Below are 20,728 nucleotides of genomic sequence, written 5' to 3' on the forward strand. Positions count from 1 at the left end.
GCGGTCGCCCGTCAGGGCGTGCAGGCGGTCCTTCCCTCCGGTACGGAGGTACGGGCGTTCCGCCGCAGGACGCGGGCCTCGCCGGGAAACAGGAGCGGGCCCGGCACGGTCAGCACCGGCCCGGTCGCGCGGCGCAGGACCGCGCGCAGCACCGGCCGCCGCCGGAGTCGTGCGAACCGGCCCCGGCCCGGGGCCGAGCCGAGGACCGGCAGGTCCCCCGGGCGGTCGGCCAGCGCGCACAGCGCCGAGGCGGGGGCGCCCCTGACCACCCTGCCCTCGAAGGCGAGGCCCGGCGGGACGCCGCCGAGCCCGTCGACGAGCGCGTCCTCCAGGCGCCGCCGGGCGTCGTCGCCCCACAGCCGCGCCCAGGCCCGGTCGGGCATCCGGGCGAACAGCCCCTCTCCTTCCGGGGGCTCCCAGACCAGCACCGCGAGAAGCGGTCTGTTCTCGCGGCGGGCGAGGGCGGTCGCGTACCGCAGGGCGGCGAGCGAGGCGAGCGAGCCCGTCACCCCGACGACGACCCGGCCACCGCCCTGCGGCAACGGGCCGCTCATGCCGGTTCGCAGGCGTGGGCGCGAGGCGCCGGCTTCGCGGCGGCGTGCTCCACGCGGGTGCGTGCCGCCCTGCGGCGCAGGGCCCGGAACCATGCTCCGATCGGCAGGGGGCGGGCCGCCCGCTCCTCGGCGCGCTGCTGCCACATCCGCTCGTCACGGTCGGTGAAGTGTCCGGACATCGGTCGTCTCCCTTCCCTGAAGACCATCTGAAGACCATGGCCACCAGGCCACTGGGAAGGAGTCTGTAACCTTATTGGCCCGGACAGCAGAGCCAATAAGGAGTGATTGGCATGGCAGTGGCACGTGTGGTCCATACAGCGGACCGGACCCTGACGGGCCGCCAGCTCGCATCGCTCCTCACCCCGCCCCCGGAGGGCCGCTTCGGGTACCGGGAGCTGGCGCGTGCCGTGCGGGAGGCGCTGCTCGACGGCCGGGTGGCGCTGCGTCTGCGGCTGCCGGCCGAGCGGGAGCTCGCCGCCGTCCTCATGGTGAGCCGGACCACCGTGACCGGGGCGTACGACCTGCTGCGGGAGAGCGGGTACGCGCACAGCCGGCGCGGCGCCGGTACGTGGACGGCGCTGCCGGACGGGCAGGCGCCCACCGTGCTCGGCGCCTTCCACGACGACGCGGGCGAGACGATCGACCTGGCCCTCGCCGCGCCGCACGCGCCCGAGGAGGAGCTGTCCGCGGCCCTCGCGGCGGCCGCCGCGGAGCTGCCGCGCTACGCCGGTGCGCAGGGCTACCACCCGTACGGGCTGCCCGCGCTGCGCGCCGCGATCGCCGAGCGCTACACGGCCCGCGGCCTGCCGACCCTCCCGGACCAGATCCTCGTCACCACCGGCGCGCAGCAGGCCGTCTCGCTGGTGCTGACGCTGCTCGGCCGGGCCGGCGACCGGGTGCTCGCCGAGAACCCCTCGTACCCCAACGCCCTCGACGCGATGCGCGGGCGCATGCTCCGCGTCACGCCGGTGCCGGTGACCGAGACCGGCTGGGACAGCGGGCTCGTCGACGCGGCGCTCCGGCAGACCGCGCCGCGGCTCGCCTATCTGATCCCGGACTTCCACAATCCGACCGGGCGGCTGATGCCCGCGGAGCAGCGCCGGGAGCTCGCCCGCTCGGCGCGGGCCACCGGGACCTGGCTGGTGGTCGACGAGACGCTGACGGACATGGCCCTGGACGTACCCGCGCCGCTGCCGTTCGCGGCGGCGGCCGGCGGGGGCGACGGCGAGCAGATCGTGTCCGTCGGCTCGCTGAGCAAGAGCTGCTGGGGCGGGCTGCGGGTCGGCTGGGTGCGGGCCGCGTCCCGTGTCGTGACCGAGCTGGCCCGGGTCCGCATCACCGCCGACCTGTCCGGTTCCGTACTCGACCAGCTGGTGGCCGTCGCCCTGCTCGACCGCCTGGGCGTGATCCTGCCCCGGCGCCTCGACGAGCTGCGGCAGCGCCGGACCGCGCTCACCGAGGCGCTCGCCCGCCATCTGCCGGAGTGGCGGTGGACGGAGCCGCCGGGCGGGATGTGCCTCTGGATCGACCTGGGCCGGCCGGTCGCCTCCTCCCTCGCGTCCCGGGCGCTGCGGCACGGGGTACGGGTGGAGGGCGGCGCCCGGTTCGGCGTGGACCCCGGCACGCACGAGCACCGGCTGCGGATCCCGTTCACACTGCCCGTGGACGTCTACGAGCCGGCGGCCGAGCGCCTGGCCGCGGCCCTGAACGGCGCCCCTGGCCACGTCGCCGACCCGGCCCAGCCGGACTGGGTGGCCTGAGACGCGCGGGGTGGGCGGGGCCGGTGGGACCCATATTCGGATGCCCGCCCCCGGCGGTCCGTGTACGGTCCACCGAGTGGAACCACTGACCGACAAACAGATCCGCTCGTCCTTCGTGAACTGCACCAAGGGCGAGGCGGCGCGACTCAAGCTGCCACTCGACTTCGCCGAACTCCCCTGGGACGACCTGGACTTCCTCGGCTGGGTGGACCCGGGTGCGCCGCTGCGGGCGCACCTGGTCGTGCCGCGCGAGGAAGGGCCGCTCGGTGTGACCCTGCGGGTCCCGGCCACGAGCCGGACCAGCGCCGTGAAGTCGAGCATGTGCCAGGTCTGTCTGACCGCGCACGCGTCCTCGGGCGTCACGCTCCTGGTGGCACCGCTGGCCGGCAGCCGCGGCCGCGAGGGGAACACGGTCGGCATCTACGTCTGTGCCGACCTGGCCTGCTCCCTCTACGTCCGGGGCCGCCGGCAGCCGAAGCTGCGCCACCGGCGCCACGAGGAGTCCCTCAGCCTCGACGAGCAGGTCGCCCGTCTGACGGGCAACCTGGACGCGTTCCTCGACCGTGTGACGGCGGGCTGAGGGACCGGGACGGCCTCCCGGTCCCGAGGGACGGGACGGCCTCCCGGTTCGGCGGTTCGGCGGTTCGGCGGTTCAGCGGTTCAGCGGTTCAGCGGAAGGCCTGCTCGCCGGTGAGCGCCTTGCCGATGACCAGGGAGTGCACCTCGCTCGTTCCCTCGTAGGTGAGCACCGACTCCAGGTTGTTGGCGTGGCGCAGCACCGGGTACTCCAGGGTGATGCCGTTGGCGCCCAGGATCGTGCGGCACTCGCGGGCGATCGCGATCGCCTCGCGGACGTTGTTCAGCTTGCCCACGCTGACCTGCTCGGGGGTGAGCGCGCCCGCGTCCTTGAGCCGGCCGAGGTGGAGGGCGAGGAGCATGCCCTTGCCGAGTTCGACGGACATGTCGGCGAGCTTCTGCTGGGTCAGCTGGTAAGAGGCGAGGGAACGGGCGAAGACGATCCGGTCCTTCGCGTAGGAGATCGCCGTCTCCAGACAGTCGCGGGCGGCGCCGAGCGCGCCGAAGACGATGCCGAAGCGGGCCTCGTTGAGGCAGCCGAGCGGGCCGGAGAGGCCGCGGGCCTCGGGCAGCATCGCGTCGGCCGGGAGGCGGACGTCCTCGAAGACCAGCTCGCTGGTGACGCTCGCGCGCAGCGAGAGCTTCATCTTGATCTCGGGGGCGCTGAAGCCGGGGGTGCCGGCCGGGACGAGGAAGCCGCGGACGCCGTCCTCGGTCCGCGCCCAGACGACGGCGACGTCGGCCACCGAACCGTTGGTGATCCACATCTTGGTGCCGTTGAGCACCCAGTCGGACCCGTCCCGCTTGGCGTTGGTCCGCATGGCGCCCGGGTCCGATCCGGCGTCCGGCTCGGTGAGACCGAAGCAGCCGATGTACTCGCCGGCCGCCATCTTCGGCAGCCAGCGCTGCTTCTGCTCCTCGGAGCCGTACTTCCAGATCGCGTACATGGCGAGCGAGCCCTGTACGGAGACGAGGGAGCGGAGTCCGGAGTCGACGGCCTCCAGTTCCAGACAGGCGAGGCCGTACGCGACGGAGTTGGTGCCCGCGCAGCCGTAGCCCTCCAGGTGCATGCCGAGCACGCCGATGCCACCGAGGGTGCGGGCGAGCTCACGGGCGGGGATCTCGCCCTTCTCGAACCAGCCGGCGACGTGCGGCCGCAGCTCGCGGTCGGCGACGGCGCGCACGGTGTTCCGGATCTCCCGCTCCTCGTCGGTCAGGAGTCCGTCGACGGCGAGCAGGTCGAAGGGGTGGACGGGGGTGGACGGCGACTTCACGGACGGCCTCCTGGCGACTGTGGCAACTCGGCGAGCCGAAGCGTAGCCCCAGATCGGATATTGGATCCAGTATTGAAAATCCGAGATCCGGCCCTTACGGTCCGATTGGATCCAATCTCCTGTCGCATGGATCCCATCTCCAGTCTTCGACATCTCCATCGGGAGCGAGGGAAGCCGAATGCGCGCAGACCAGGGCGGCGCACTGTCCGGGATCGTCGTCGCCGATTTCGGGCGGGTGCTCGCCGGGCCGTACATGACGATGCTCCTCGCCGACCTGGGCGCGGACGTGATCAAGATCGAGCGGCCGGGCTCGGGGGACGACACGCGCGCGTGGGGCCCGCCGTTCGCCGACGGCGAGGCCACCTACTTCCTCGGGGTGAACCGGAACAAGCGCTCCGTGTCGCTGGATCTCACGGACCCGGGGGACCTGGCCACGGCCCGGGCGATCGTGGACCGCGCGGACGTCCTCGTCGAGAACTTCCGCCCGGGCACCATGGAGAAGCTCGGCCTCGGGTACGAGGACGTGAAGGCGGGCAACCCCGGGCTCGTCTACTGCTCGGTGACCGGTTTCGGCACCGCCGAGGGCGCCCGGCTGCCGGGCTACGACCTGCTCGTCCAGGCCATGGGCGGCCTCATGAGCGTGACGGGCGAGCCGGGCGGACAGGGCACGAAGGCCGGGGTCGCCCTGGTCGACGTCATCACCGGCCTCCACGCGGGCATGGGCATCCTCGCCGCCCTGCGGCACCGGGAGCGCACCGGCGAGGGACAGCGGGTCGAGGTGTCCCTGCTCACCTCCCTCCTCTCGGCGCTCACCAACCAGGCCGCCGCCCATCTCGCGGCCGGAGTCGTGCCCCGCGCGATGGGCAACAGACACCCGAGCATCGCCCCGTACGAGGTGTTCGAGGCGCAGGACCGGCCGCTGGTCCTCGCCGTGGGCAACGACCGGCAGTTCGGGGCCCTGTGCGCGCGGCTCGGCCGGGCGGAGCTCGCCGAGGACCCTCGCTTCGCGACGAACACGGCCCGGGTCGCCCACCGGGATGAGCTGGTCGAGGCCCTCGCCGGCCCGCTCGGCACCCGTACCGCCGACGGCTGGTTCGAGGAGCTCACCGAGGCCGGTGTGCCCTGCGGGCCGATCAACGATCTGGCGGCCGCCTTCGGGCTGGCCGACCGGCTGGGGCTCGCCCCTCGCGTCCCGGAGGCCGCGGCCGGTCCCGGGCAGGTCGCCAACCCGATCCGGCTGGACGCCACCCCGGCCTCGTACCGGACGGCTCCCCCGCGTCTCGGCGAGCACACGGACGACGTCCGGTCGGAGCTGGGCGGAGTTGTCCACAGGGGGTCGGCGGCGAACGGCCCCGCGTAGGAAGATGGTCGCCACCGGCGGAGGGATCGGCCGGTGGCGACACGAGGGAACGGAAGGTCACAGGCGATGAGCAGCGCGGTGCAGAAGCGGCGGCCGCAGACCGCCCAGCAGTTCGTCCTGGAGGAACTGCGGCGCGCCATCACCAGCGGCGAGCTCAGGCCCGGCGGGCCGATCCGGCAGGAGGCCCTGGCGGCCCGGTTCGAGGTGAGCCGGGTGCCGCTCCGGGAGGCCCTGAAGGCCCTGGAGGCCGAGGGCCTGGTGGTCCATCACGTGCACCGGGGCTACTTCGTCGCGGAGCTCTCCCTCGACGACCTGGAGGAGATCTACCGGATCCGGGAGCTCCTGGAGACCGAGGCGGTCCGCATGGCCGTCCGGTGGATGCCGGACGGCACGGTGGCCACGCTCGAACGGATCCAGCGAGAGGTGGAACGGGCCGCCGGCGACGGGGACGTGGCGGCGATGGCGGCGGCGAACCGGCTCTTCCACTTCACCCTCATCGACGCCTCCGGGATGCCGCGCCTCGTCCGCCTCATCACGACCCTGTGGGACGCCACCGACGCGTACCGCTCGCTGTACTACACCGAGCCGACGCACCGGAAGCAGGCCGTACGGGAGCACCGCGCCGTGATCTCCGCCCTCCGCCACGGCGACGAGGAGGCCACCGTCCGCTGGCTCGACGAGCACCGTGCCCACGCCGTGGCAGCACTTCGCGAGGTCCTGGGCCAGGAGCACCAGGACCGGGACTGACCTCACGAAGGCCGCGGTACGGGACCGGCCTCAGCCGGACACGGCCGACCCCACGCCCGCGCGCCGGACCGCGCCCGCCCCCACGAGGACCACGGCCACGACCGCCAGGCCCCAGGGGGCACTGTCGGCCGCGTACGACGGGTCCGCGAACATGCTCGCGGCCACGAGCCCCAGGAACACGCCCGCCGCGAGGAACCCGGTGCCGGCGGGCATGGCGTCCGCCGTCCGCCAGTCCCTGCGCGGGATCCACAGTCGCAGCAGCTCCGCCGTCATCAGCAGCGCCACCAGGCGGCCCGAGACGACGAACCACATCGGCGTCGCGTCCGTCACGCCCGCACCGAACAGCGCGGTCATGGCGAAGAAGGCGACCGGTACGAGCCAGCCGAGGCCGGCCCGGACGCCGGGCACGGGCAGGGCCTCGGCGGTCGCCGTCGCGGACCCGGACAGCGGCTCCGGCTCCGCCTCCGGTGCGCGCGGGGCCGGGATCACCGGCGGCGCGGACGGCACCGGACGCAGGGCCCGGGAGCGCGCCCGGCGGTCGCGGAAGCCGAGATCGCCGTACTGCTCGACGTGGGCGGCCAGTTCGACCCGGAGCGCGAGCAGCCGCTCCGCCATCTCGTCGAACCCGGCCCTGCGGAGCGCGGCCTCCTCCCCCGCCTCGCGCTCGGCGGCGGCCAGCGTCGCCAGGCGCTCCGCGTGGAGCTGTTCGGCTTCGGCGCGGGCGGCCTCGGCGGTCTTCGGGACCTCGGCGAGCTCCGCCTGGAGGCGGGCCCGTTCGTTCTCGATGATCTCCTCGATGCGGTGCCGCTCGTCCGGGGGCAGTTCCTTCGGCGCGCGGGCCTCCGCGCGGGCGACGGCGGCTCGCCGCCACTCCATGAGGGGCCTGCCGCGGTGCTCGCCGATGCCGTTGATGTGGACCTTGCGGCCCTGGGTGCGGTGGATGTAGAGGACGTCGCCGCCGCGGCCGTTGGGGGCCTTGCCCCAGCTGACCCTCTGGAAGTCGGCGGCCGTCCTGATGCCCTGTGCCGCGAGGTCGCGGGCGAGTCCGCTGCCGATGCCGTTCACCTCGCTCGACGTCAGGCGCGTCCCGCGGAGCGAGCGTTCGATCGATTCCCGCCGCAGTACGACGAGCGCCTGGCGTTCGCGTCCGGCGCGCTTCCCGTCGAGGCCGTTCAGCCGGCCGGTGAGCGACCGCTCGCTCCTGGCCCGCCTCTCGTGGATGCGCTGCACGGCCTTCCCGTGCCGCGCCTGGGCGCGGGTCCGGGCCCCGGCCTCGCGGTTCAGCCGCCGGCGGTCCGCGAGCTCGAACGGCCTTCGTGCGGCCAGGAGTCGGCGCTGGGCCCCGACCGCCTCGACGAGGCGTCGTCGTTCGGCACGTATCTCGGCCGGATCGGTGGCCTTGAGGGGCGTGGTGCTGTCGATCACAGGTGGCTCTTCGGGGACTCGTGAGAACAGGAGGCCTCATTATCGCCAACCATGCGTCACCGGCCCCGAGGCCATGCGCGGGGGCTGCGGTAGTGTCCCGAGGAACGAGACGACACCGTCCGTATCACGGACGCGACTTGTGGGCCCGTGCTCGCCGCGGCAAGGATGCCCGCATGACTCCCGCCCTCGTCTCCCGCCGCCACGTGGATCTTCTGCGTGTCGCGGGGATGCTGTGTCGGTCCGAGTCGTGTCGCCACGCGGCCTGTTGCTGAGCCCCTTCCCGGCGTTCCGCACCTCCTCACACCGTCGGCCGTCGTCCTGCGACGCCGGCCGTTCCCGTCGCCGCCGACACCTCCCACAGCCCTGAACCCACGGGCCTCCCTTCACGCTCCGCGCGCCTGACGGGGTGCCGCGCGCACCCGTCCCGGCTCCGCTCTTCCCCGAGGTACGTCCGCATGTCCTCTTCCCGTACTCCCGTCCTGCACTGGTTCCTGCCCACCGGCGGCGACGGCCGCGACCCCGGCGGGGTCACCGCCGTCCAGGCCCGTTCCGCCACCGCGACCCGCCGCGGCGCCGACCTCGGCTATCTGGCGCAGGTGGCCCGCGCGGCCGAACAGGCCGGTTTCGCCCGCCTGCTGACGCCCGTGGGGCTCGGCTGTGTGGATCCCTGGGTGCTGACCTCCGCCGTCGCGGCGGTGACCGAGCGGATCGGTTTCCTCGTCGCGTTCCGCGCGGGGCTCGCCCAGCCGACGCTGATCGCGCAGCAGGCGGACACGTTCCGGCGGCTCTTCGGCGAGCGCATCGCCCTGAACGTGGTCACCGGCGGCGACCCGGTGGAGCAGAAGGCGTACGGCGACCACCTCCCGAAGGACGAGCGGTACGTCAGGACGGGCGAACTCATGGGCGTCGTCCGCGCCTTGCTCGACGGCTCCGACGTCACCCTGAACGGGCGTCACGTGCGGGTGGAGGAGGCCCGGCTGACCGCTCCCGTCGTCGGGACTCCCGTCCCCCTCTACTTCGGCGGCGCCTCCCCCGAGGCCGAGGACGTCGCGGCGCGCCACGCCGAGGTGCAGCTGCTGTGGGGCGAGCCGCCGGCCGCCGTCGCGGAACGCGTCGCCCGGGTACGGGCCAAGGCCGCGCGGGAGGGCCGCACCCTGCGCTTCGGCATCCGTCTGCACGTCATCACCCGGGACACCTCGGCCGAGGCCTGGCAGGAGGCCGACCGCATCCTCGCCGGCTTCGACCCCGAGGCGGTCCGCGCCTCGCAGGAACGGTTCGCCCGTATGGACTCCACCGGCCAGGCCCGGATGACCGCGCTGCACGGCGGCTCCGCGGAGAGCCTGATCGTCGCGCCCAATCTGTGGGCGGGCATCGGACTCGTCCGCGAGGGCGCCGGGACGGCGCTCGTCGGCTCGCACGACGAGGTCGCGCTGCGGCTCTTCGAGTACGGGCAGGCCGGCATCGACGAGTTCGTCCTCTCCGGCTACCCGCACCTCGAAGAGGCCTACCGCGTCGGCGAGGAGGTGGCGCCCCGACTGCGGGCGCTCACCGGGGCGGCGGCCGCGAAGGCGGCGGCGTGACCGTCCTCGGCAAGACGAACGCCCCCGCGACCGGCGCCGCGGACGCGACGGGCAGGACCGCCCGCACCGTCCCCGCCTCCGCGCGCCCGGCCCGCCGTGCCTGGGCCGGGGTCGCCGCCCTGCGCTGGGCAGCGCTCCGGCTCCTCGCCCTCGTGGTGCTCCTCTCCGCCTGGCAGGCCGTGGTCTCCGCCGGCGTCTGGCCCCGGGTCCTCGTCCCTTCCCCGGGCGACGTGTGGCAGGCCTTCGTACGGGCGTCGACCGTCCACGACGGAGTGCGCGGCATCAGCGACCACCTGCTCGTCGAGCATCTGGCGGTATCCCTGCGCCGGATCGCCATCGGCACGGGCTACGCGGCGCTCGTCGGCATCCCCCTGGGGCTGCTGATCGGCGTGGTGAAGCCGCTCGCCGTGGTCCTGGAGCCGGCCGTCACGTTCCTGCGCACGCTGCCCCCGCTGGCGTACCTCTCCCTGCTGGTCATCTGGTTCGGCATCGACGAGTCCCCGAAGATCTGGCTGCTGCTCATCGCGGCGCTTCCGCCCATCGCGGCGGCCACCGCGGCCGCCGTACGGGGGGTCCCCGCCGACCTCGTCGAGGCGGGGCGGGCCCTGGGCGCGGGCCCGGTGGCGCTGCTGGTGTCGATCCGGCTGCCCGCCGCGCTGCCGGAGATCCTGACCGGTGTACGGATCGCCGTCGGCATCGCGTACACCTCGGTCGTCGCCGCCGAGACCATCAACGGCGTCCCCGGCATCGGCGGCATGATCCGTGACGCCCAGCGCTACAACCAGACCGACCTCGTCATCGCGGGGATCATCGCGATCGGCCTCTCCGGCATCCTCCTCGACGCGCTGTTCAGGGGCCTGGAACGGGCCGCCGTCCCGTGGCGCGGCCGCGCCTGAGAACCCCGGACGCCCGAGATCCCCAGACGCCCGAGAACCCACACGAAGACACCTGCTCTCTCCGAAGGAACCGTCATGCCCTCGTCCCGCCGCGGCGCCGTCCTGGCCGCCTCCACCACTGCCCTGCTGCTCGCCCTGTCCACCACCGCCTGCGGCACGGGCGCCGACGACGCCGAGGGGAAGGGCGGGAAGGTCCGGGTGCGCATCGCGTACCAGGCGATCCCCAACGCCGATCTGGTGGTGAAGAACCAGAAGCTCCTGGAGAAGGCCCTGCCGGACGCCGAGGTGTCCTGGGTGAGGTTCGACTCGGGCGGCGACGTCAACACCGCCGTGATCGCCGGGTCCGTGGACCTGGGGCTGCTCGGTTCGAGCCCGGTGACCAAGGGTCTGTCGGCGCCACTGGACATCCCGTACAAGGTGCTGTGGATCCACGATCTGATCGGCGACAACGAGGCCCTCGTCGCCAGGAAGGACATCGCGTCCGTCGCCGCCCTCAAGGGCCGGAAGATCGCCACGCCCTTCGGATCGACCTCCCACTACTCCCTGCTCGTGGCGCTGGAGTCGGCCGGTCTGAAGGCCTCCGACGTGACGCTCGTCGACCTGCAGCCGCAGGACGCGCTCGCGGCCTGGCAGCGCGGCGACATCGACGCCGCCTATGTGTGGACGCCGAGCCTGACCGAGCTGAAGAAGGACGGGAAGGTGCTCGTCACCAGCCGTACGATCGCGGAGCGGGGCAGGCCGACGGCCGACCTGGGGGTGGTCACCGACGCGTTCGCGGCCAAGCACCCGGAGATCGTCGACGCCTGGCTGAAGGCGGAGGACCAGGCGGTGAAGCTGGCGAAGAGCGACCCCGCGAAGGCGGCCGGCGCCATCGGCGCCGAGCTGAACCTCTCCCCCGACGAGGCCCGGAAGCAGCTCGCCGAGCTGGTCCTGCTCACCGCGAAGGAGCAGCAGGGCGCCCCGTACCTCGGCAGGCCGGGGGCGCCGGGCGCGCTCGCCGCGAACCTGCGCGACGCCGCCGTCTTCCTCAAGGGCCAGAAGGCCATCGACGCGGTGCCGGAGCAGGCCGAGTTCGCGAAGGCCCTCGCGGTGAAGGAGCTCGCCCGTGTCGCCCGCTGACACCGCCGCGCGCCTCGCCGACATCGAGCTCTCGGACGTCGGTGTCCGGTACGGGACGGCCAAGGCGCCCGTCGTCGCGGTCGCCGGTGTCTCGCTGGCCGTGGAGCCCGGCGAGTTCGTGGTCCTGGTCGGCCCCTCGGGCTGCGGCAAGACGACGCTGCTCCGCCTGGTGGCGGGCTTCGAGCGGCCCGCGACCGGAACCGTGGAGGTGCGCAGGAAGGTCGGCGTCGTCTTCCAGCAGCCGCGTCTCTTCCCGTGGCGGACGGTGGGCGGGAACCTCGCCTTCGCCCTGGCCCGGCACGGGGTGGCCCGTGCCGGCCGGGCGGCCAGGATCGAGGAGCTGCTCTCCCTGGTGGGTCTGTCCGGCATGGCGGGACGGCGGACCTGGGAGCTGTCGGGCGGGCAGCAGCAGCGGGTCGCGATCGCGCGGGCGCTGGCGGCGGAGCCCCAGATCCTGCTGATGGACGAGCCGTTCGCCGCGCTCGACGCGCTGACCCGCGAGCGTCTTCAGGAGGAGGTGCGCACGCTCGCGGCCACGACCGGCACGACCGTCCTCTTCGTCACGCACTCCGCCGAGGAGGCCGTCCTCCTCGGCTCCCGGGTCCTGGTGATGGCGGCCGGCCCCGGGCGGGTGGTCGCCGAGGTGCCGGTGCCCCTCCCCCGTGACGCGGGCACGGATGTCGCCTCGCTGCGCGGCGACCCCGCGTTCGCCGCCCTGCGGGCGGAGCTGGCGGCGGCGACGCGGAGCTCGGCGGCGTCCTGACGGGCTCGCGTGCGGCGCGGGGTGCGGAGGCTGCGGTTACCCTGTGCGCCGGACGCGAGGAGGAACCATGGCGCGGATGCCGTCGGCCGAACGACGCAGGCAGCTGGTCGAGGCGGCGATCAGGGCGATGACCAGGGACGGTGTCGCCCGGACCACCACCCGGTCGATCTGCGCCGAGGCGGGGGTCTCGCTGAGCGTCTTCCACTACTGCTTCGACTCCAAGCAGGCGCTCCTGGAGGCCGCCATCGAGTCGATCAACGACACCTACGTCGTCCACGTCATGTCGGCGGTCGAGCCCAGGGCGACCCTGCACGACACGGTCCGGGGCGCCCTCGGCACGTACTGGAAGCACGTCATGGCGCATCCGGCCGAGCACATGCTGACGTACGAGCTCACCCAGTACGCCCTGCGCGAGGAGGGGTTCGAGCAGCTGGCGCGGGCGCAGTACGAGCAGTACGTCGCCTCGGGGACCACGCTGATCGAGCAGGTCTGCGCGGTGTGCGAGGTCGAGCCGAAGGTGCCCGTGGGCCTGCTCGCGCATCTGCTCGCGGCGATGATCGACGGGCTGACCCTTCAGTACCTGGTGCTTGGCGACGAGCGGACGGCCGCGGCGCTGCTCGACGCGACGGCCGAACAACTGGTCACGCTGATGGGCGGCTGACACTTCATCAACAGGTCATTTGACCCGGACTCTTGACTCACTCGGCGATCCTCGCGATCCTCGGGCCGAGCCGCTGTTACCGCAGGAAACATTCGGCGGCCCACGCCCGGTACTCCCCCATGACCGAAGGCATCGCTGACCATGAATCGACCAACAACGCGCGGAGCGAGCGGGCGGTTCGCCCTCGTCTCGCTCTTCATCGCCCTGGCCACCGTCGTCTTCGGCGCGGGGCCGGTCCCCGCCGCCGACGCCGGTTCGTGGTGGGACGCCACCTCGCGGCCCGCCCCCGACTCCCAGATCAACGTCACGGGCGCCCCCTTCAAGGGCACCGACGCCCAGGGCAAGGTGCGCGGGTTCGTCGACGCGCACAACCACCTGATGTCCAGCGAGGGGTTCGGCGGCCGGATGATCTGCGGGGCGCCGTTCTCGCAGGCGGGTGTCGCCGACGCCCTCAAGGACTGTCCGGAGCACTATCCGGACGGCTCGGGGGCGCTCTTCGAGCACCTCACCGGTGGTGACAACGGGAAGCACGACCCGGTCGGCTGGCCCACGTTCAAGGACTGGCCCGCCAACAACTCGCTGAGCCACCAGCAGAACTACTACGCCTGGGTCGAGCGCGCCTGGCGCGGCGGCCAGCGGGTGCTCGTCAACGACCTGGTGACGAACGGTCTGATCTGCTCGCTCCTGCCCCGGGACCGCAGCTGCGACGAGATGACGGCCATCCGTCTGGAGGCCCGCAAGACGTACGAGATGCAGGACTACATCGACGGGATGTACGGCGGCCCCGGCAAGGGCTGGTTCCGCATCGTCACCAGCGCCGACCAGGCCCGCTCGGTGATCAAGGAGGGCAAGCTCGCCGTCGTCCTCGGCGTGGAGACCTCGGAGCCCTTCGGCTGCAAGCAGATCCTCGACATCGCCCAGTGCGGCCAGGCGGACATCGACAAGGGCCTCGACGAGCTGTACGCGCTCGGCGTGCGCAGCATGTTCCTCTGCCACAAGTTCGACAACGCGCTCTGCGGCGTCCGCTTCGACAGCGGGACGACGGGCGTGGCGGTCAACATCGGCCAGTTCCTCTCGACGGGCACCTTCTGGACCACCGAGAAGTGCGCGGGCCCGCAGCACGACAACCCGATCGGTCTCGCCGCCGCGCCCGCCGCGATGGCCGAGAAGCTGCCGGCGGGGGTGAGCGTCCCCTCGTACGCCTCCGACGCCAAGTGCAACACCCGGGGGCTGACGCGGCTCGGCGAGTACGCCCTGAAGGGCATGATCCAGCGCGGCATGATGCTGGAGCTCGACCACATGAGCGTCAAGGCCGCCGGTCGGGCGCTCGACATCCTGGAGTCCCAGGAGTACCCCGGCGTCCTGTCCAGCCACAGCTGGATGGACCTGGACTGGACCGAGCGGCTCTACCGCCTCGGCGGGTTCGCCGCCTCGTACATGCACAGCGCCGAGGGCTTCGTCGGCGAGGCCTCGCAGAAGGCGGAGCTGCGGAAGAAGTACGGGGTCGGGTTCGGCTACGGCACGGACATGAACGGGGTCGGCGGCTGGCCCGGCCCGGTCGGGCCGGACGCGCCGAACGCGGTCAGGTACCCGTTCCGCAGCTTCGACGGAGGCTCGGTCCTCGACCGCCAGGTCACCGGCGAGCGCACCTGGGACCTCAACACGGACGGCGCCGCGCACAACGGTCTCGTGCCGGACTGGATCGAGCAGATCCGGCTCACCCCCGGCGGCCAGGGCGTCGTGGACGAGCTGTCGCACGGAGCGGAGTCGTACCTGACGACGTGGAAGAAGACCGAGGACCACGAGCCGGGTGTGAACCTTGCGGCCGGGCGGCCGGCGTCGGCCTCGACCACGGAGTGGTGGAACCCCTTCGTGAACTTCTCGCCGGGGCTCACGGTCGACGGCGACACGGGGACCCGCTGGGCGAGCGAGTGGAAGGACGACCAGTGGCTCCAGGTGGACCTGGGCTCGGTGCGCCCGGTCGGGCGGGTCACGCTCGACTGGGAGCGGGCCTACGCGCGCGGGTACCGGATCGAGCTGTCGGAGGACGGCACGACCTGGCGTACCGCCTGGTCCACGGACGCGGGTGACGGTGGCTACGACACGGCGACCTTCGACTCGCAGCCGGCCCGCTATGTGCGCGTCCACGGCGTGAAGCGCGCCACGGACTGGGGCTACTCGCTCTACGAAGTGGCCGTCAACAGGTCCTGAGCACAGCGGAACGAAGGGCTGCCGGATCCAGGGACGGATCCGGCAGCCCTTTTCCGTGTACGGGGCGTCAGCCGGCCGCGGGGCCGGTCCAGTCGGCGGGAACGCGGGCGAGCCGGACCCGCTGGGGGTGGTCGCCGACGTCGACGGAGGCCACCCGCTGCCCGGTGGCGAAGTCGATCGCGGTGACCCGGTCGGCACCGCTCTCGGAGATGACGCAGGCCTTGCCGTCGCCGCTCACGGTCGCCCAGTAGGGCTTGGAGGCGGGAACGAGGGGGCCCTGCTGGAGGGTGGCGCGGTCGACCACGGTGGCGTAGTCGTCCATCGTCCCGGCGACGCAGAGCTTGTCGCCGTCGGGGCTGATCGAAAGACCGTGGTGACGCGAGTCGTTGACCCAGGTGGTGCGGTCCGGGTCGGTCGCCGGGTTGCCGGGCAGGTTCTTGAGGCGGGTGACGCGGTCGGAGTCGACGTCGTACTCCAGGAAGCCGTTGAAGAAGGAGACCTGGAAGTAGATCCTCTTCTCGTCCGGGGTGAAGACGAGCGGGCGGACGGCGTCGGAGAGGTCGCCGCGCCCGAAGGCGTCGAGGCGGTCGCGCATGTCGATGACGCGGACCGTCTCGAAGGTGCGGGCGTCGACGACGGTGATCTTCCGGTCGCCCTTGGTCCAGTCGAGCCAGGGGGCGTCGAGCGCGGTGGTGACCTCGCCGATCGACATGTTCCAGAGCAGGCCGTCGGAGGTGAAGACGTTCTCGTGGGGCTTGTCGCCGGTCTTGAAGGAGCCGACCTGGCGTCCGGTGGCGATGTCCAGGACGTGCACGGTGTTCGCGGTGGAGGCGGAGACCGCGACGCGGGTGCCGTCGGGCGAGACGGCCATGTGGTCGGCGCGGTGACCGGCCACCGGGAAGCGCCAGTTGATGCGTCCGGTCCGCAGGTCGAGGGAGACGACGTCGGCGAAGCTGGGGCGGGAGACGACCATGGCGGAGCCGTCGGGGGTCGCGTACATGTCGTCGACGAACTGGTCGTGACCCTCGCCCGGTCCGCTGCGGACGCCGAGGAAGAAGGCGAGCTTGACGGGGTTCAGATAGATCTCGCGGAGGCGCTCCTCCTTGTCCGGGATCACGTTCACGCGTCCGAGGCGGTGGAGGTCGCCGCGGGAGGCGATGACGTCGGCGGTTCCGTCCCAGTTGTTGCCGACGAACATCACCTCCTGGAGTCCGGCGGGGGCGGCGGCTCCGGTGCCGCCCGAGGTGGTGACGAGCGCGAGGGCGGCGGCGAGGGCTCCGAGAAAACGGCGGGTTCCGGACGGGCGGGGAGAGGGCATGGGGGGTCCTTCTTCCATGGCACGACGACGACTTACCGGAGGTAACCATGGTCACGTCGAGCCCACAAGCCCTCCGGACGCACCCCGCCGCACCACCCGTCACGCCCGGTGCGGGATCATGGAAGCAAGCAGGCAGAAGGGACGGAACGGACGATGAGGCACCGCAGTGTCGCGGACCTGATGACGCCCACCGCGGTCGCGGTGCAGCGCGGGACCTCGTTCAAGGAGATCGCGCGGATCCTCGACGAGTACGGCATCACCGCGGTCCCGGTGGTCGACGAGGAGAACCGGCCGGTGGGCGTCGTCTCCGAGGCGGACCTGCTGCGGCGGCACACGGCGAAGGACGGGCCGAGCTCGGCCGAGGCCATGATGTCGAGCCCGGCCGTGACGGCCCGGCCCTCCTGGACCGCCGTCGAGGCGGCCCGTCTGATGGAACGCCACCGGGTGAAGCGGCTCCCGGTCGTGGACGCGGACGGCCGGCTGATCGGGGTGCTCAGCCGCAGCGATCTGCTCCAGTTGTTCCTGCGGAGGGACCGCTCGATCCAGGAGGAGATCCGCGAGGACGTGATCGTGCGCATCCTGCGCCTGTCCCCCTCGGCGGTGCACATCGACGTCGACGAGGGCCGGGTGACACTCAGCGGCACCCTCGAACGCCCGGGCGTCGGCCCGGTCCTGGTCCGCCTGTGCGAGACGGTGGACGGGGTGGTGGAGGTCGTGGACCGGATGGCGTACGGGGAGGGGCACGGCGCGCCCGATGGTGACGCTCTTTAGGCGGACCTGCTCAGGGCGTGCACCGGGAGCCCGGCCGCGCGTCGTCCGCCCGTCGGGCTCCCGGTGCGGGAGGCGGTTCCGTCAGGAGACCGCCTCCGGCCAGCCGTAGCCGGGGCCGGTGTGCTGGGGTACGGTCCCCGCGCCCACCGCCTCCATCTCCCGGTTGGCCTCCCGCATGAGCTTGCCGGCCAGGTCCTTCATGGCCCGGCTCGCGGCGAGTTCGTCGCCGATCGCCGGCACGTCCACGTCCGCCGGGTTGCACCGCGCGGAGCCGTGGCCCGTGAGGGTCGAGGTGCCGGTGCTCAGCGTGGCCTCGGCCTTCGTCCTGCCGCTGTCCTCGGTCAGTTCCAGCCCGACCGTCCATTCCAGCGTGCGGCTCATGGTCCGCCTCCTCGCATCGCCGGGCCACGCGAGAACCGGGGCGCGGCCCCTTCCCTTGTCTCCAGGATCCATCGGCGGGGACGTAAACGCGCGGGGACGGGGTCAGGGCGCGCGGAAGAGTCGGGGGAAGCGGGGCGCGAGCCAGGGCTTGCGGCCCCAGCCGAGCGCCTTGCCGCGGGCGATCACCGGCCAGGGGTCGAGCCGGCCGAGGCCGAGGAGGAGGAAGGCGACCGGTTCGGTCAGGATCGTGCAGTCGGGTCGGGCAGGCGGCTCGTGGCCGGTGCTGACCGCGCCGTCCGTGACGGTGACGCCGAAGCCCGGGCCGCCCCGGAGCCGTACGGCGAAGCTCGCGGTCAGACCGGCGACGGCGGCCGGGTCCGCGACCCGGGGCATCGCCTCGACCATGAAGGGCAGGGTGAGGACGACCCGGCGGGCGTCGAGCATGTGGGGGCGGTTCAGCGCGAGGGCGAGGTCGTAGCCGTGGCCGAGCATATGGGTCAGCAGGTACGAGCCGAGGACGGCCGGGCTCATGCGGCCGAGCGGCGTGGAGAGCGGCTCGGCCGGGTCGCGTTCCTCGACGTCCGCGAGGAACGCGGCGGCCTGGGCCGTGATCATCTCGGCCAGCGGGCCGGGAGCCCGCTCGCCGAACCCGGCGAGGGCGGCTTCGTTGGCCTCGGCGAGGCTGCCGGGGGTGCCGTCGCCGTAGGGGCGTTCACGGCCGGCGGCCAGGTCGGCCATGAGGGCGTTGGCCTGCGCCAGGTGGGCGGCGGCCTCTCCGACCGTCCAGGTCGAGCGCGGCACGGGAAGGGCCTCCGCCGGCCGTCCGCCCGGCGCCGGTGTGCGCAGGACCGCCGCGATGTCCTCGGCGGTCCCGCGTATCGCCTCGGCGAGCCCTTCGGGAAGCACCCCTGCCGTCCGCTGTGTCGTCATCGATCCGCCCCTCGCCGACTCCGGCGGCTCCCGCGTGGAGCGCCGGCTGGTCAGGGACCGTACCAGCGAGTAGCCCCGTTCGTACCGGTCGCGGCGGGAAGCTCTTCTCCACCGGCCGTGGTGGCGACGACCTCGCGGAACCGGGGACAGTCGGCGAGGTCGTCGTGGGCGCAGCCCAGCGCGCATTCGACCAGGTCGAGGCAGGCCTGTGCCTCCGCGACCCGGCGCCGGAGCTCCTCGCGGTGCGCTTCGAGCCGCCGGCGGCGGGCCCCCGGTTCCCCGGCCCGCAGCACTTCGCGGATGTCGTCGAGGGCGAGGCCCGCCCGCTTGGCCCGCAGGACGACGGCGACGCGGGTGATGTGGCTGTCGTCGTAGCGGCGGCGGCCGTGGGGGTCGCGGGCGGGTGCGAGGAGACCGGCGGACTCCCAGTGCCGCAGCACATGGGTGGCGAGACCGAACCGACCCGCGAGTTCGCCGATGCTCATCGTGGGAGGAGGGGGAGGCGTACCGCTTGACTTCATGTCGGCATTAACCACGAGCGTGGTCGCCATGTCCACCACGCCTGCGGCCGGTTCGGGCCGCGACCACCGTCCTGCCCTGCTCGCCGTCCTCGACGCCGTCGACCGCGCCCCGGGAGCGGCCTCGCTGCGCGACCGCTCGTACGAGCTCCTGGGGGTGACCGCGGGGACCCGGCTGCTCGACGTGGGCTGCGGCGGAGGGCTCGCCGTCGCGGAGGCCGGCGCGCTCGGGGCCCTCGCCGCCGGTGTCGACCGGGACGGGGAGATGATCGCCGCGGCCCGGCGGCGCCACCCGGGGCACGCGTTCGCCGTCGCCGAGGCGACCGCGCTGCCCTACGAGGACGGCGCCTGGGACGCGTACCGCGCGGACAAGGTGCTGCACGAACTGCCCGATCCGGCGGCGGCGCTCGCGGAGGCGCGCCGGGTCCTCGCGCCGGGCGGGCGGGCCGTGCTCACCGGACAGGACTGGGACACCTGCGTCCTCGACGCCGAGGACGGCGCCCTGACCCGGAGGATCGTGCACGCGCGCGCGGACCTGGTGACCGGACCGCGCGTCGCGCGTCGCTTCCGCGGCCTGCTCCTGGACCACGGCTTCGAGGACGTGGCGGTGGAAGTCTCCACCGCCGTCCTCACCGACGCCCACTGGCTCCCCCTGGCGACCGGCCTGGCGGAGTCGGCGGTGCGGACGGGTGCGATCACCCCCGAGCAGGCGGCGGCCTGGACGGCGGACCAGGCCGCCCGGGCGGCCGGGGACCGCTTCTTCCTGGCCGTCCCCGTCTTCACCGCGTCCGGCACCCGGGCGTAGGGCTCACACCCCGGCGTCCCACGCCCCGGCGTCTTACACCCCGGCGTCTTACACCCCGGCGTCTCACTCCCCGGCGTCTCACTCCCCCGTCTGTCCGCCGTCCACCGTGAGGACGAGCTTGCCGGTGGTGCGGTCGGTCTCGCCGAGGGCGTGGGCCTTGGCGGCTTCGGCGAGGGGGAAGACCGCCTCGATGTGGGGGCGGAGGGCGCCCGAGGCCACGAGGGCGGCGATGGCGTTCATGCCGGCGTGGTCGGCCTCGACGAGGAGGGTCTCCGCGCGGACTCCCTTCGCCGCCGCCCTGGCCGCGTCGTCCGGGTCGGTGGGAGGCAGCAGGGAGACGAGCGTGCCGCCGGGGCGGAGGACGTCGAAGGAGCGGGTGCGGGTGTCGCCGGAGAGCGGGTCGAGGACCATGTCGACGTCCTGGACGGCCTCGGCGAAGTCGGTGGTGCGGTAGTCGATGACCTCGTCCGCGCCGAGGGAGCGGACGAACGCGTGCTTCGCCGCGCTCGCGGTGCCGATGACGTACGCACCGCGGGCCTTGGCGATCTGGACCGCGAGGTGGCCGACGCCGCCGGCGGCCGCATGGATCAGGACCCGCTGGCCGGGGCCGACCTGGGCCGTGTCGACGATCGCCTGGTGCGCGGTGAGCGCGGCGAGCGGCAGGGCGCCGGCCTGCACGTGGTCGATCTCGGCCGGCTTGTGGGCGAAGGCGCGGGCGGGGGCGGTCACGTACTCGGCGTGGGAGCCGACGCCGTGCGGGTACGGCAGCATCCCGAAGACCTCGTCGCCGGGCTTGAACAGGGTCACGCCGAAGCCGACGGCCTCGACGACGCCGGACACGTCCCAGCCGAGGACGAGGGGCAGGCGGTCGAGGAAGAGGGAGGAGGAGCGGTGCTTCCAGTCGGTCGGGTTGACGCCGGCCGCGCGGACGGCGACGAGGATCTGGCTGGGGCCGGGCACGGGTCGCGGGACCACGGCCTCCCGGAGGACCTCGGGGGTGCCGAGGGTGTCCTGGCTGATGGCGCGCATGGTGGGCTGATTGCTCATGCCGTCCAGACTCGCCGCCCGCCCGCTCCGCG

General features: G+C 73.3%; 22 protein-coding genes. 13 read left to right on the top strand and 9 right to left on the bottom strand.

Annotated elements, in window-relative coordinates:
• Positions 1-11 precede the first annotated feature (11 nt).
• Positions 12-554, bottom strand: coding sequence for a universal stress protein (locus tag AB5J54_RS04210; RefSeq protein WP_369142519.1), 543 nt, complete (start codon positions 552-554; stop codon positions 12-14).
• Positions 551-733 carry a hypothetical protein gene (locus tag AB5J54_RS04215; protein WP_369142520.1) on the bottom strand — a complete coding sequence of 61 codons (183 nt, stop codon included), beginning with the start codon at positions 731-733 and terminating at the stop codon, positions 551-553. The genes AB5J54_RS04210 and AB5J54_RS04215 overlap by 4 nt, the downstream gene beginning before the upstream one ends.
• Before the next feature lie 111 nt (positions 734-844).
• Between AB5J54_RS04215 and AB5J54_RS04220 the strand changes: the two genes are divergently transcribed.
• Together AB5J54_RS04220 and AB5J54_RS04225 are read left to right on the top strand one after the other, a co-directional pair.
• Complete coding sequence (locus AB5J54_RS04220) at positions 845-2,314, top strand: PLP-dependent aminotransferase family protein (protein ID WP_369142521.1); 1,470 nt, start codon at positions 845-847, stop codon at positions 2,312-2,314.
• 76 nt (positions 2,315-2,390) lie between these two features.
• On the top strand, positions 2,391-2,894 hold the full coding sequence (locus AB5J54_RS04225; protein ID WP_369142522.1) for an FBP domain-containing protein: 504 nt from the start codon (positions 2,391-2,393) through the stop codon (positions 2,892-2,894).
• Positions 2,895-2,982: 88 nt separating this feature from the next.
• On the opposite strand, the gene AB5J54_RS04230 is transcribed toward AB5J54_RS04225, so the two are convergent.
• Positions 2,983-4,164, bottom strand: a complete 1,182-nt coding sequence (locus AB5J54_RS04230; protein WP_369142523.1) for an acyl-CoA dehydrogenase family protein — start codon at positions 4,162-4,164, stop codon at positions 2,983-2,985.
• A 178-nt stretch (positions 4,165-4,342) separates the two neighbouring features.
• On the opposite strand from AB5J54_RS04230, the gene AB5J54_RS04235 reads away from it, so the two are divergent.
• Positions 4,343-5,524, top strand: coding sequence for a CaiB/BaiF CoA transferase family protein (locus AB5J54_RS04235; RefSeq protein WP_369142524.1), 1,182 nt, complete (start codon positions 4,343-4,345; stop codon positions 5,522-5,524).
• A 66-nt stretch (positions 5,525-5,590) separates the two neighbouring features.
• Complete coding sequence (locus AB5J54_RS04240; protein WP_369142525.1) at positions 5,591-6,271, top strand: GntR family transcriptional regulator; 681 nt, start codon at positions 5,591-5,593, stop codon at positions 6,269-6,271.
• A gap of 30 nt (positions 6,272-6,301) precedes the next feature.
• Here AB5J54_RS04240 and AB5J54_RS04245 read toward each other — a convergent pair whose 3' ends face one another.
• Complete coding sequence (locus AB5J54_RS04245; RefSeq protein ID WP_369142526.1) at positions 6,302-7,696, bottom strand: hypothetical protein; 1,395 nt, start codon at positions 7,694-7,696, stop codon at positions 6,302-6,304.
• A gap of 173 nt (positions 7,697-7,869) precedes the next feature.
• Here AB5J54_RS04245 and AB5J54_RS04250 point away from each other — a divergent pair, with 173 nt between their 5' ends.
• The 7 genes from AB5J54_RS04250 (at position 7,870) to AB5J54_RS04280 (ending at position 14,926) form a co-directional block, all read left to right on the top strand.
• On the top strand, positions 7,870-7,968 hold the full coding sequence (locus AB5J54_RS04250) for a putative leader peptide (RefSeq protein ID WP_369142527.1): 99 nt from the start codon (positions 7,870-7,872) through the stop codon (positions 7,966-7,968).
• A 183-nt stretch (positions 7,969-8,151) separates the two neighbouring features.
• Positions 8,152-9,276, top strand: a complete 1,125-nt coding sequence (locus tag AB5J54_RS04255) for an LLM class flavin-dependent oxidoreductase (protein ID WP_369142528.1) — start codon at positions 8,152-8,154, stop codon at positions 9,274-9,276.
• Between the two features lie 119 nt (positions 9,277-9,395).
• Positions 9,396-10,172 carry an ABC transporter permease gene (locus AB5J54_RS04260; protein ID WP_369149210.1) on the top strand — a complete coding sequence of 259 codons (777 nt, stop codon included), beginning with the start codon at positions 9,396-9,398 and terminating at the stop codon, positions 10,170-10,172.
• Positions 10,173-10,247: 75 nt separating this feature from the next.
• Positions 10,248-11,291, top strand: coding sequence for a glycine betaine ABC transporter substrate-binding protein (locus AB5J54_RS04265; protein ID WP_369142529.1), 1,044 nt, complete (start codon positions 10,248-10,250; stop codon positions 11,289-11,291).
• Between the two features lie 22 nt (positions 11,292-11,313).
• Positions 11,314-12,054 (top strand): ABC transporter ATP-binding protein, encoded by a 741-nt coding sequence (locus AB5J54_RS04270; protein ID WP_369149211.1) that lies wholly within the window; start codon positions 11,314-11,316, stop codon positions 12,052-12,054.
• A 67-nt stretch (positions 12,055-12,121) separates the two neighbouring features.
• Positions 12,122-12,715 (top strand): TetR/AcrR family transcriptional regulator, encoded by a 594-nt coding sequence (locus AB5J54_RS04275; RefSeq protein WP_369142530.1) that lies wholly within the window; start codon positions 12,122-12,124, stop codon positions 12,713-12,715.
• A 141-nt stretch (positions 12,716-12,856) separates the two neighbouring features.
• Positions 12,857-14,926, top strand: a complete 2,070-nt coding sequence (locus tag AB5J54_RS04280) for a discoidin domain-containing protein (RefSeq protein ID WP_369142531.1) — start codon at positions 12,857-12,859, stop codon at positions 14,924-14,926.
• Positions 14,927-14,993: 67 nt separating this feature from the next.
• Here AB5J54_RS04280 and AB5J54_RS04285 read toward each other — a convergent pair whose 3' ends face one another.
• Positions 14,994-16,244, bottom strand: coding sequence for a YncE family protein (locus AB5J54_RS04285; RefSeq protein ID WP_369142532.1), 1,251 nt, complete (start codon positions 16,242-16,244; stop codon positions 14,994-14,996).
• A 153-nt stretch (positions 16,245-16,397) separates the two neighbouring features.
• On the opposite strand from AB5J54_RS04285, the gene AB5J54_RS04290 reads away from it, so the two are divergent.
• Positions 16,398-17,015 (top strand): CBS domain-containing protein, encoded by a 618-nt coding sequence (locus AB5J54_RS04290; RefSeq protein WP_369142533.1) that lies wholly within the window; start codon positions 16,398-16,400, stop codon positions 17,013-17,015.
• Between the two features lie 81 nt (positions 17,016-17,096).
• On the opposite strand, the gene AB5J54_RS04295 is transcribed toward AB5J54_RS04290, so the two are convergent.
• From AB5J54_RS04295 to AB5J54_RS04305, 3 genes are all read right to left on the bottom strand, one after another.
• Positions 17,097-17,396 (bottom strand): dsRBD fold-containing protein, encoded by a 300-nt coding sequence (locus tag AB5J54_RS04295; protein ID WP_369142534.1) that lies wholly within the window; start codon positions 17,394-17,396, stop codon positions 17,097-17,099.
• A 102-nt stretch (positions 17,397-17,498) separates the two neighbouring features.
• Complete coding sequence (locus tag AB5J54_RS04300) at positions 17,499-18,326, bottom strand: maleylpyruvate isomerase family mycothiol-dependent enzyme (RefSeq protein WP_369142535.1); 828 nt, start codon at positions 18,324-18,326, stop codon at positions 17,499-17,501.
• A 50-nt stretch (positions 18,327-18,376) separates the two neighbouring features.
• Complete coding sequence (locus AB5J54_RS04305) at positions 18,377-18,811, bottom strand: MerR family transcriptional regulator (RefSeq protein WP_369142536.1); 435 nt, start codon at positions 18,809-18,811, stop codon at positions 18,377-18,379.
• 64 nt (positions 18,812-18,875) lie between these two features.
• Between AB5J54_RS04305 and AB5J54_RS04310 the strand changes: the two genes are divergently transcribed.
• Positions 18,876-19,649: a methyltransferase domain-containing protein gene (locus AB5J54_RS04310; protein WP_369142537.1), complete on the top strand. Its 774-nt coding sequence runs from the start codon at positions 18,876-18,878 to the stop codon at positions 19,647-19,649.
• Between the two features lie 78 nt (positions 19,650-19,727).
• On the opposite strand, the gene AB5J54_RS04315 is transcribed toward AB5J54_RS04310, so the two are convergent.
• A complete protein-coding gene (locus tag AB5J54_RS04315; RefSeq protein ID WP_369149212.1) occupies positions 19,728-20,678 on the bottom strand; it encodes an NADP-dependent oxidoreductase in 951 nt (316 codons plus the stop codon).
• Positions 20,679-20,728: the final 50 nt, after the last annotated feature.

Origin of the sequence: Streptomyces sp. R44, from assembly GCF_041053105.1 — a bacterium.
Lineage (GTDB): Bacteria > Actinomycetota > Actinomycetes > Streptomycetales > Streptomycetaceae > Streptomyces.

Coding starts and splice junctions, on each gene's coding strand:
- AB5J54_RS04210 (WP_369142519.1), bottom strand. CDS start 554: ATGAGCGGCCCGTTGCCGCAGGGCGGTGGCCGGGTCGTCGTCGGGGTG.
- AB5J54_RS04215 (WP_369142520.1), bottom strand. CDS start 733: ATGTCCGGACACTTCACCGACCGTGACGAGCGGATGTGGCAGCAGCGC.
- AB5J54_RS04220 (WP_369142521.1), top strand. CDS start 845: ATGGCAGTGGCACGTGTGGTCCATACAGCGGACCGGACCCTGACGGGC.
- AB5J54_RS04235 (WP_369142524.1), top strand. CDS start 4,343: ATGCGCGCAGACCAGGGCGGCGCACTGTCCGGGATCGTCGTCGCCGAT.
- AB5J54_RS04240 (WP_369142525.1), top strand. CDS start 5,591: ATGAGCAGCGCGGTGCAGAAGCGGCGGCCGCAGACCGCCCAGCAGTTC.
- AB5J54_RS04250 (WP_369142527.1), top strand. CDS start 7,870: ATGACTCCCGCCCTCGTCTCCCGCCGCCACGTGGATCTTCTGCGTGTC.
- AB5J54_RS04255 (WP_369142528.1), top strand. CDS start 8,152: ATGTCCTCTTCCCGTACTCCCGTCCTGCACTGGTTCCTGCCCACCGGC.
- AB5J54_RS04265 (WP_369142529.1), top strand. CDS start 10,248: ATGCCCTCGTCCCGCCGCGGCGCCGTCCTGGCCGCCTCCACCACTGCC.
- AB5J54_RS04275 (WP_369142530.1), top strand. CDS start 12,122: ATGGCGCGGATGCCGTCGGCCGAACGACGCAGGCAGCTGGTCGAGGCG.
- AB5J54_RS04280 (WP_369142531.1), top strand. CDS start 12,857: ATGAATCGACCAACAACGCGCGGAGCGAGCGGGCGGTTCGCCCTCGTC.
- AB5J54_RS04285 (WP_369142532.1), bottom strand. CDS start 16,244: ATGCCCTCTCCCCGCCCGTCCGGAACCCGCCGTTTTCTCGGAGCCCTC.
- AB5J54_RS04290 (WP_369142533.1), top strand. CDS start 16,398: ATGAGGCACCGCAGTGTCGCGGACCTGATGACGCCCACCGCGGTCGCG.
- AB5J54_RS04295 (WP_369142534.1), bottom strand. CDS start 17,396: ATGAGCCGCACGCTGGAATGGACGGTCGGGCTGGAACTGACCGAGGAC.
- AB5J54_RS04300 (WP_369142535.1), bottom strand. CDS start 18,326: ATGACGACACAGCGGACGGCAGGGGTGCTTCCCGAAGGGCTCGCCGAG.
- AB5J54_RS04305 (WP_369142536.1), bottom strand. CDS start 18,811: ATGAGCATCGGCGAACTCGCGGGTCGGTTCGGTCTCGCCACCCATGTG.
- AB5J54_RS04310 (WP_369142537.1), top strand. CDS start 18,876: ATGTCCACCACGCCTGCGGCCGGTTCGGGCCGCGACCACCGTCCTGCC.
- AB5J54_RS04315 (WP_369149212.1), bottom strand. CDS start 20,678: ATGCGCGCCATCAGCCAGGACACCCTCGGCACCCCCGAGGTCCTCCGG.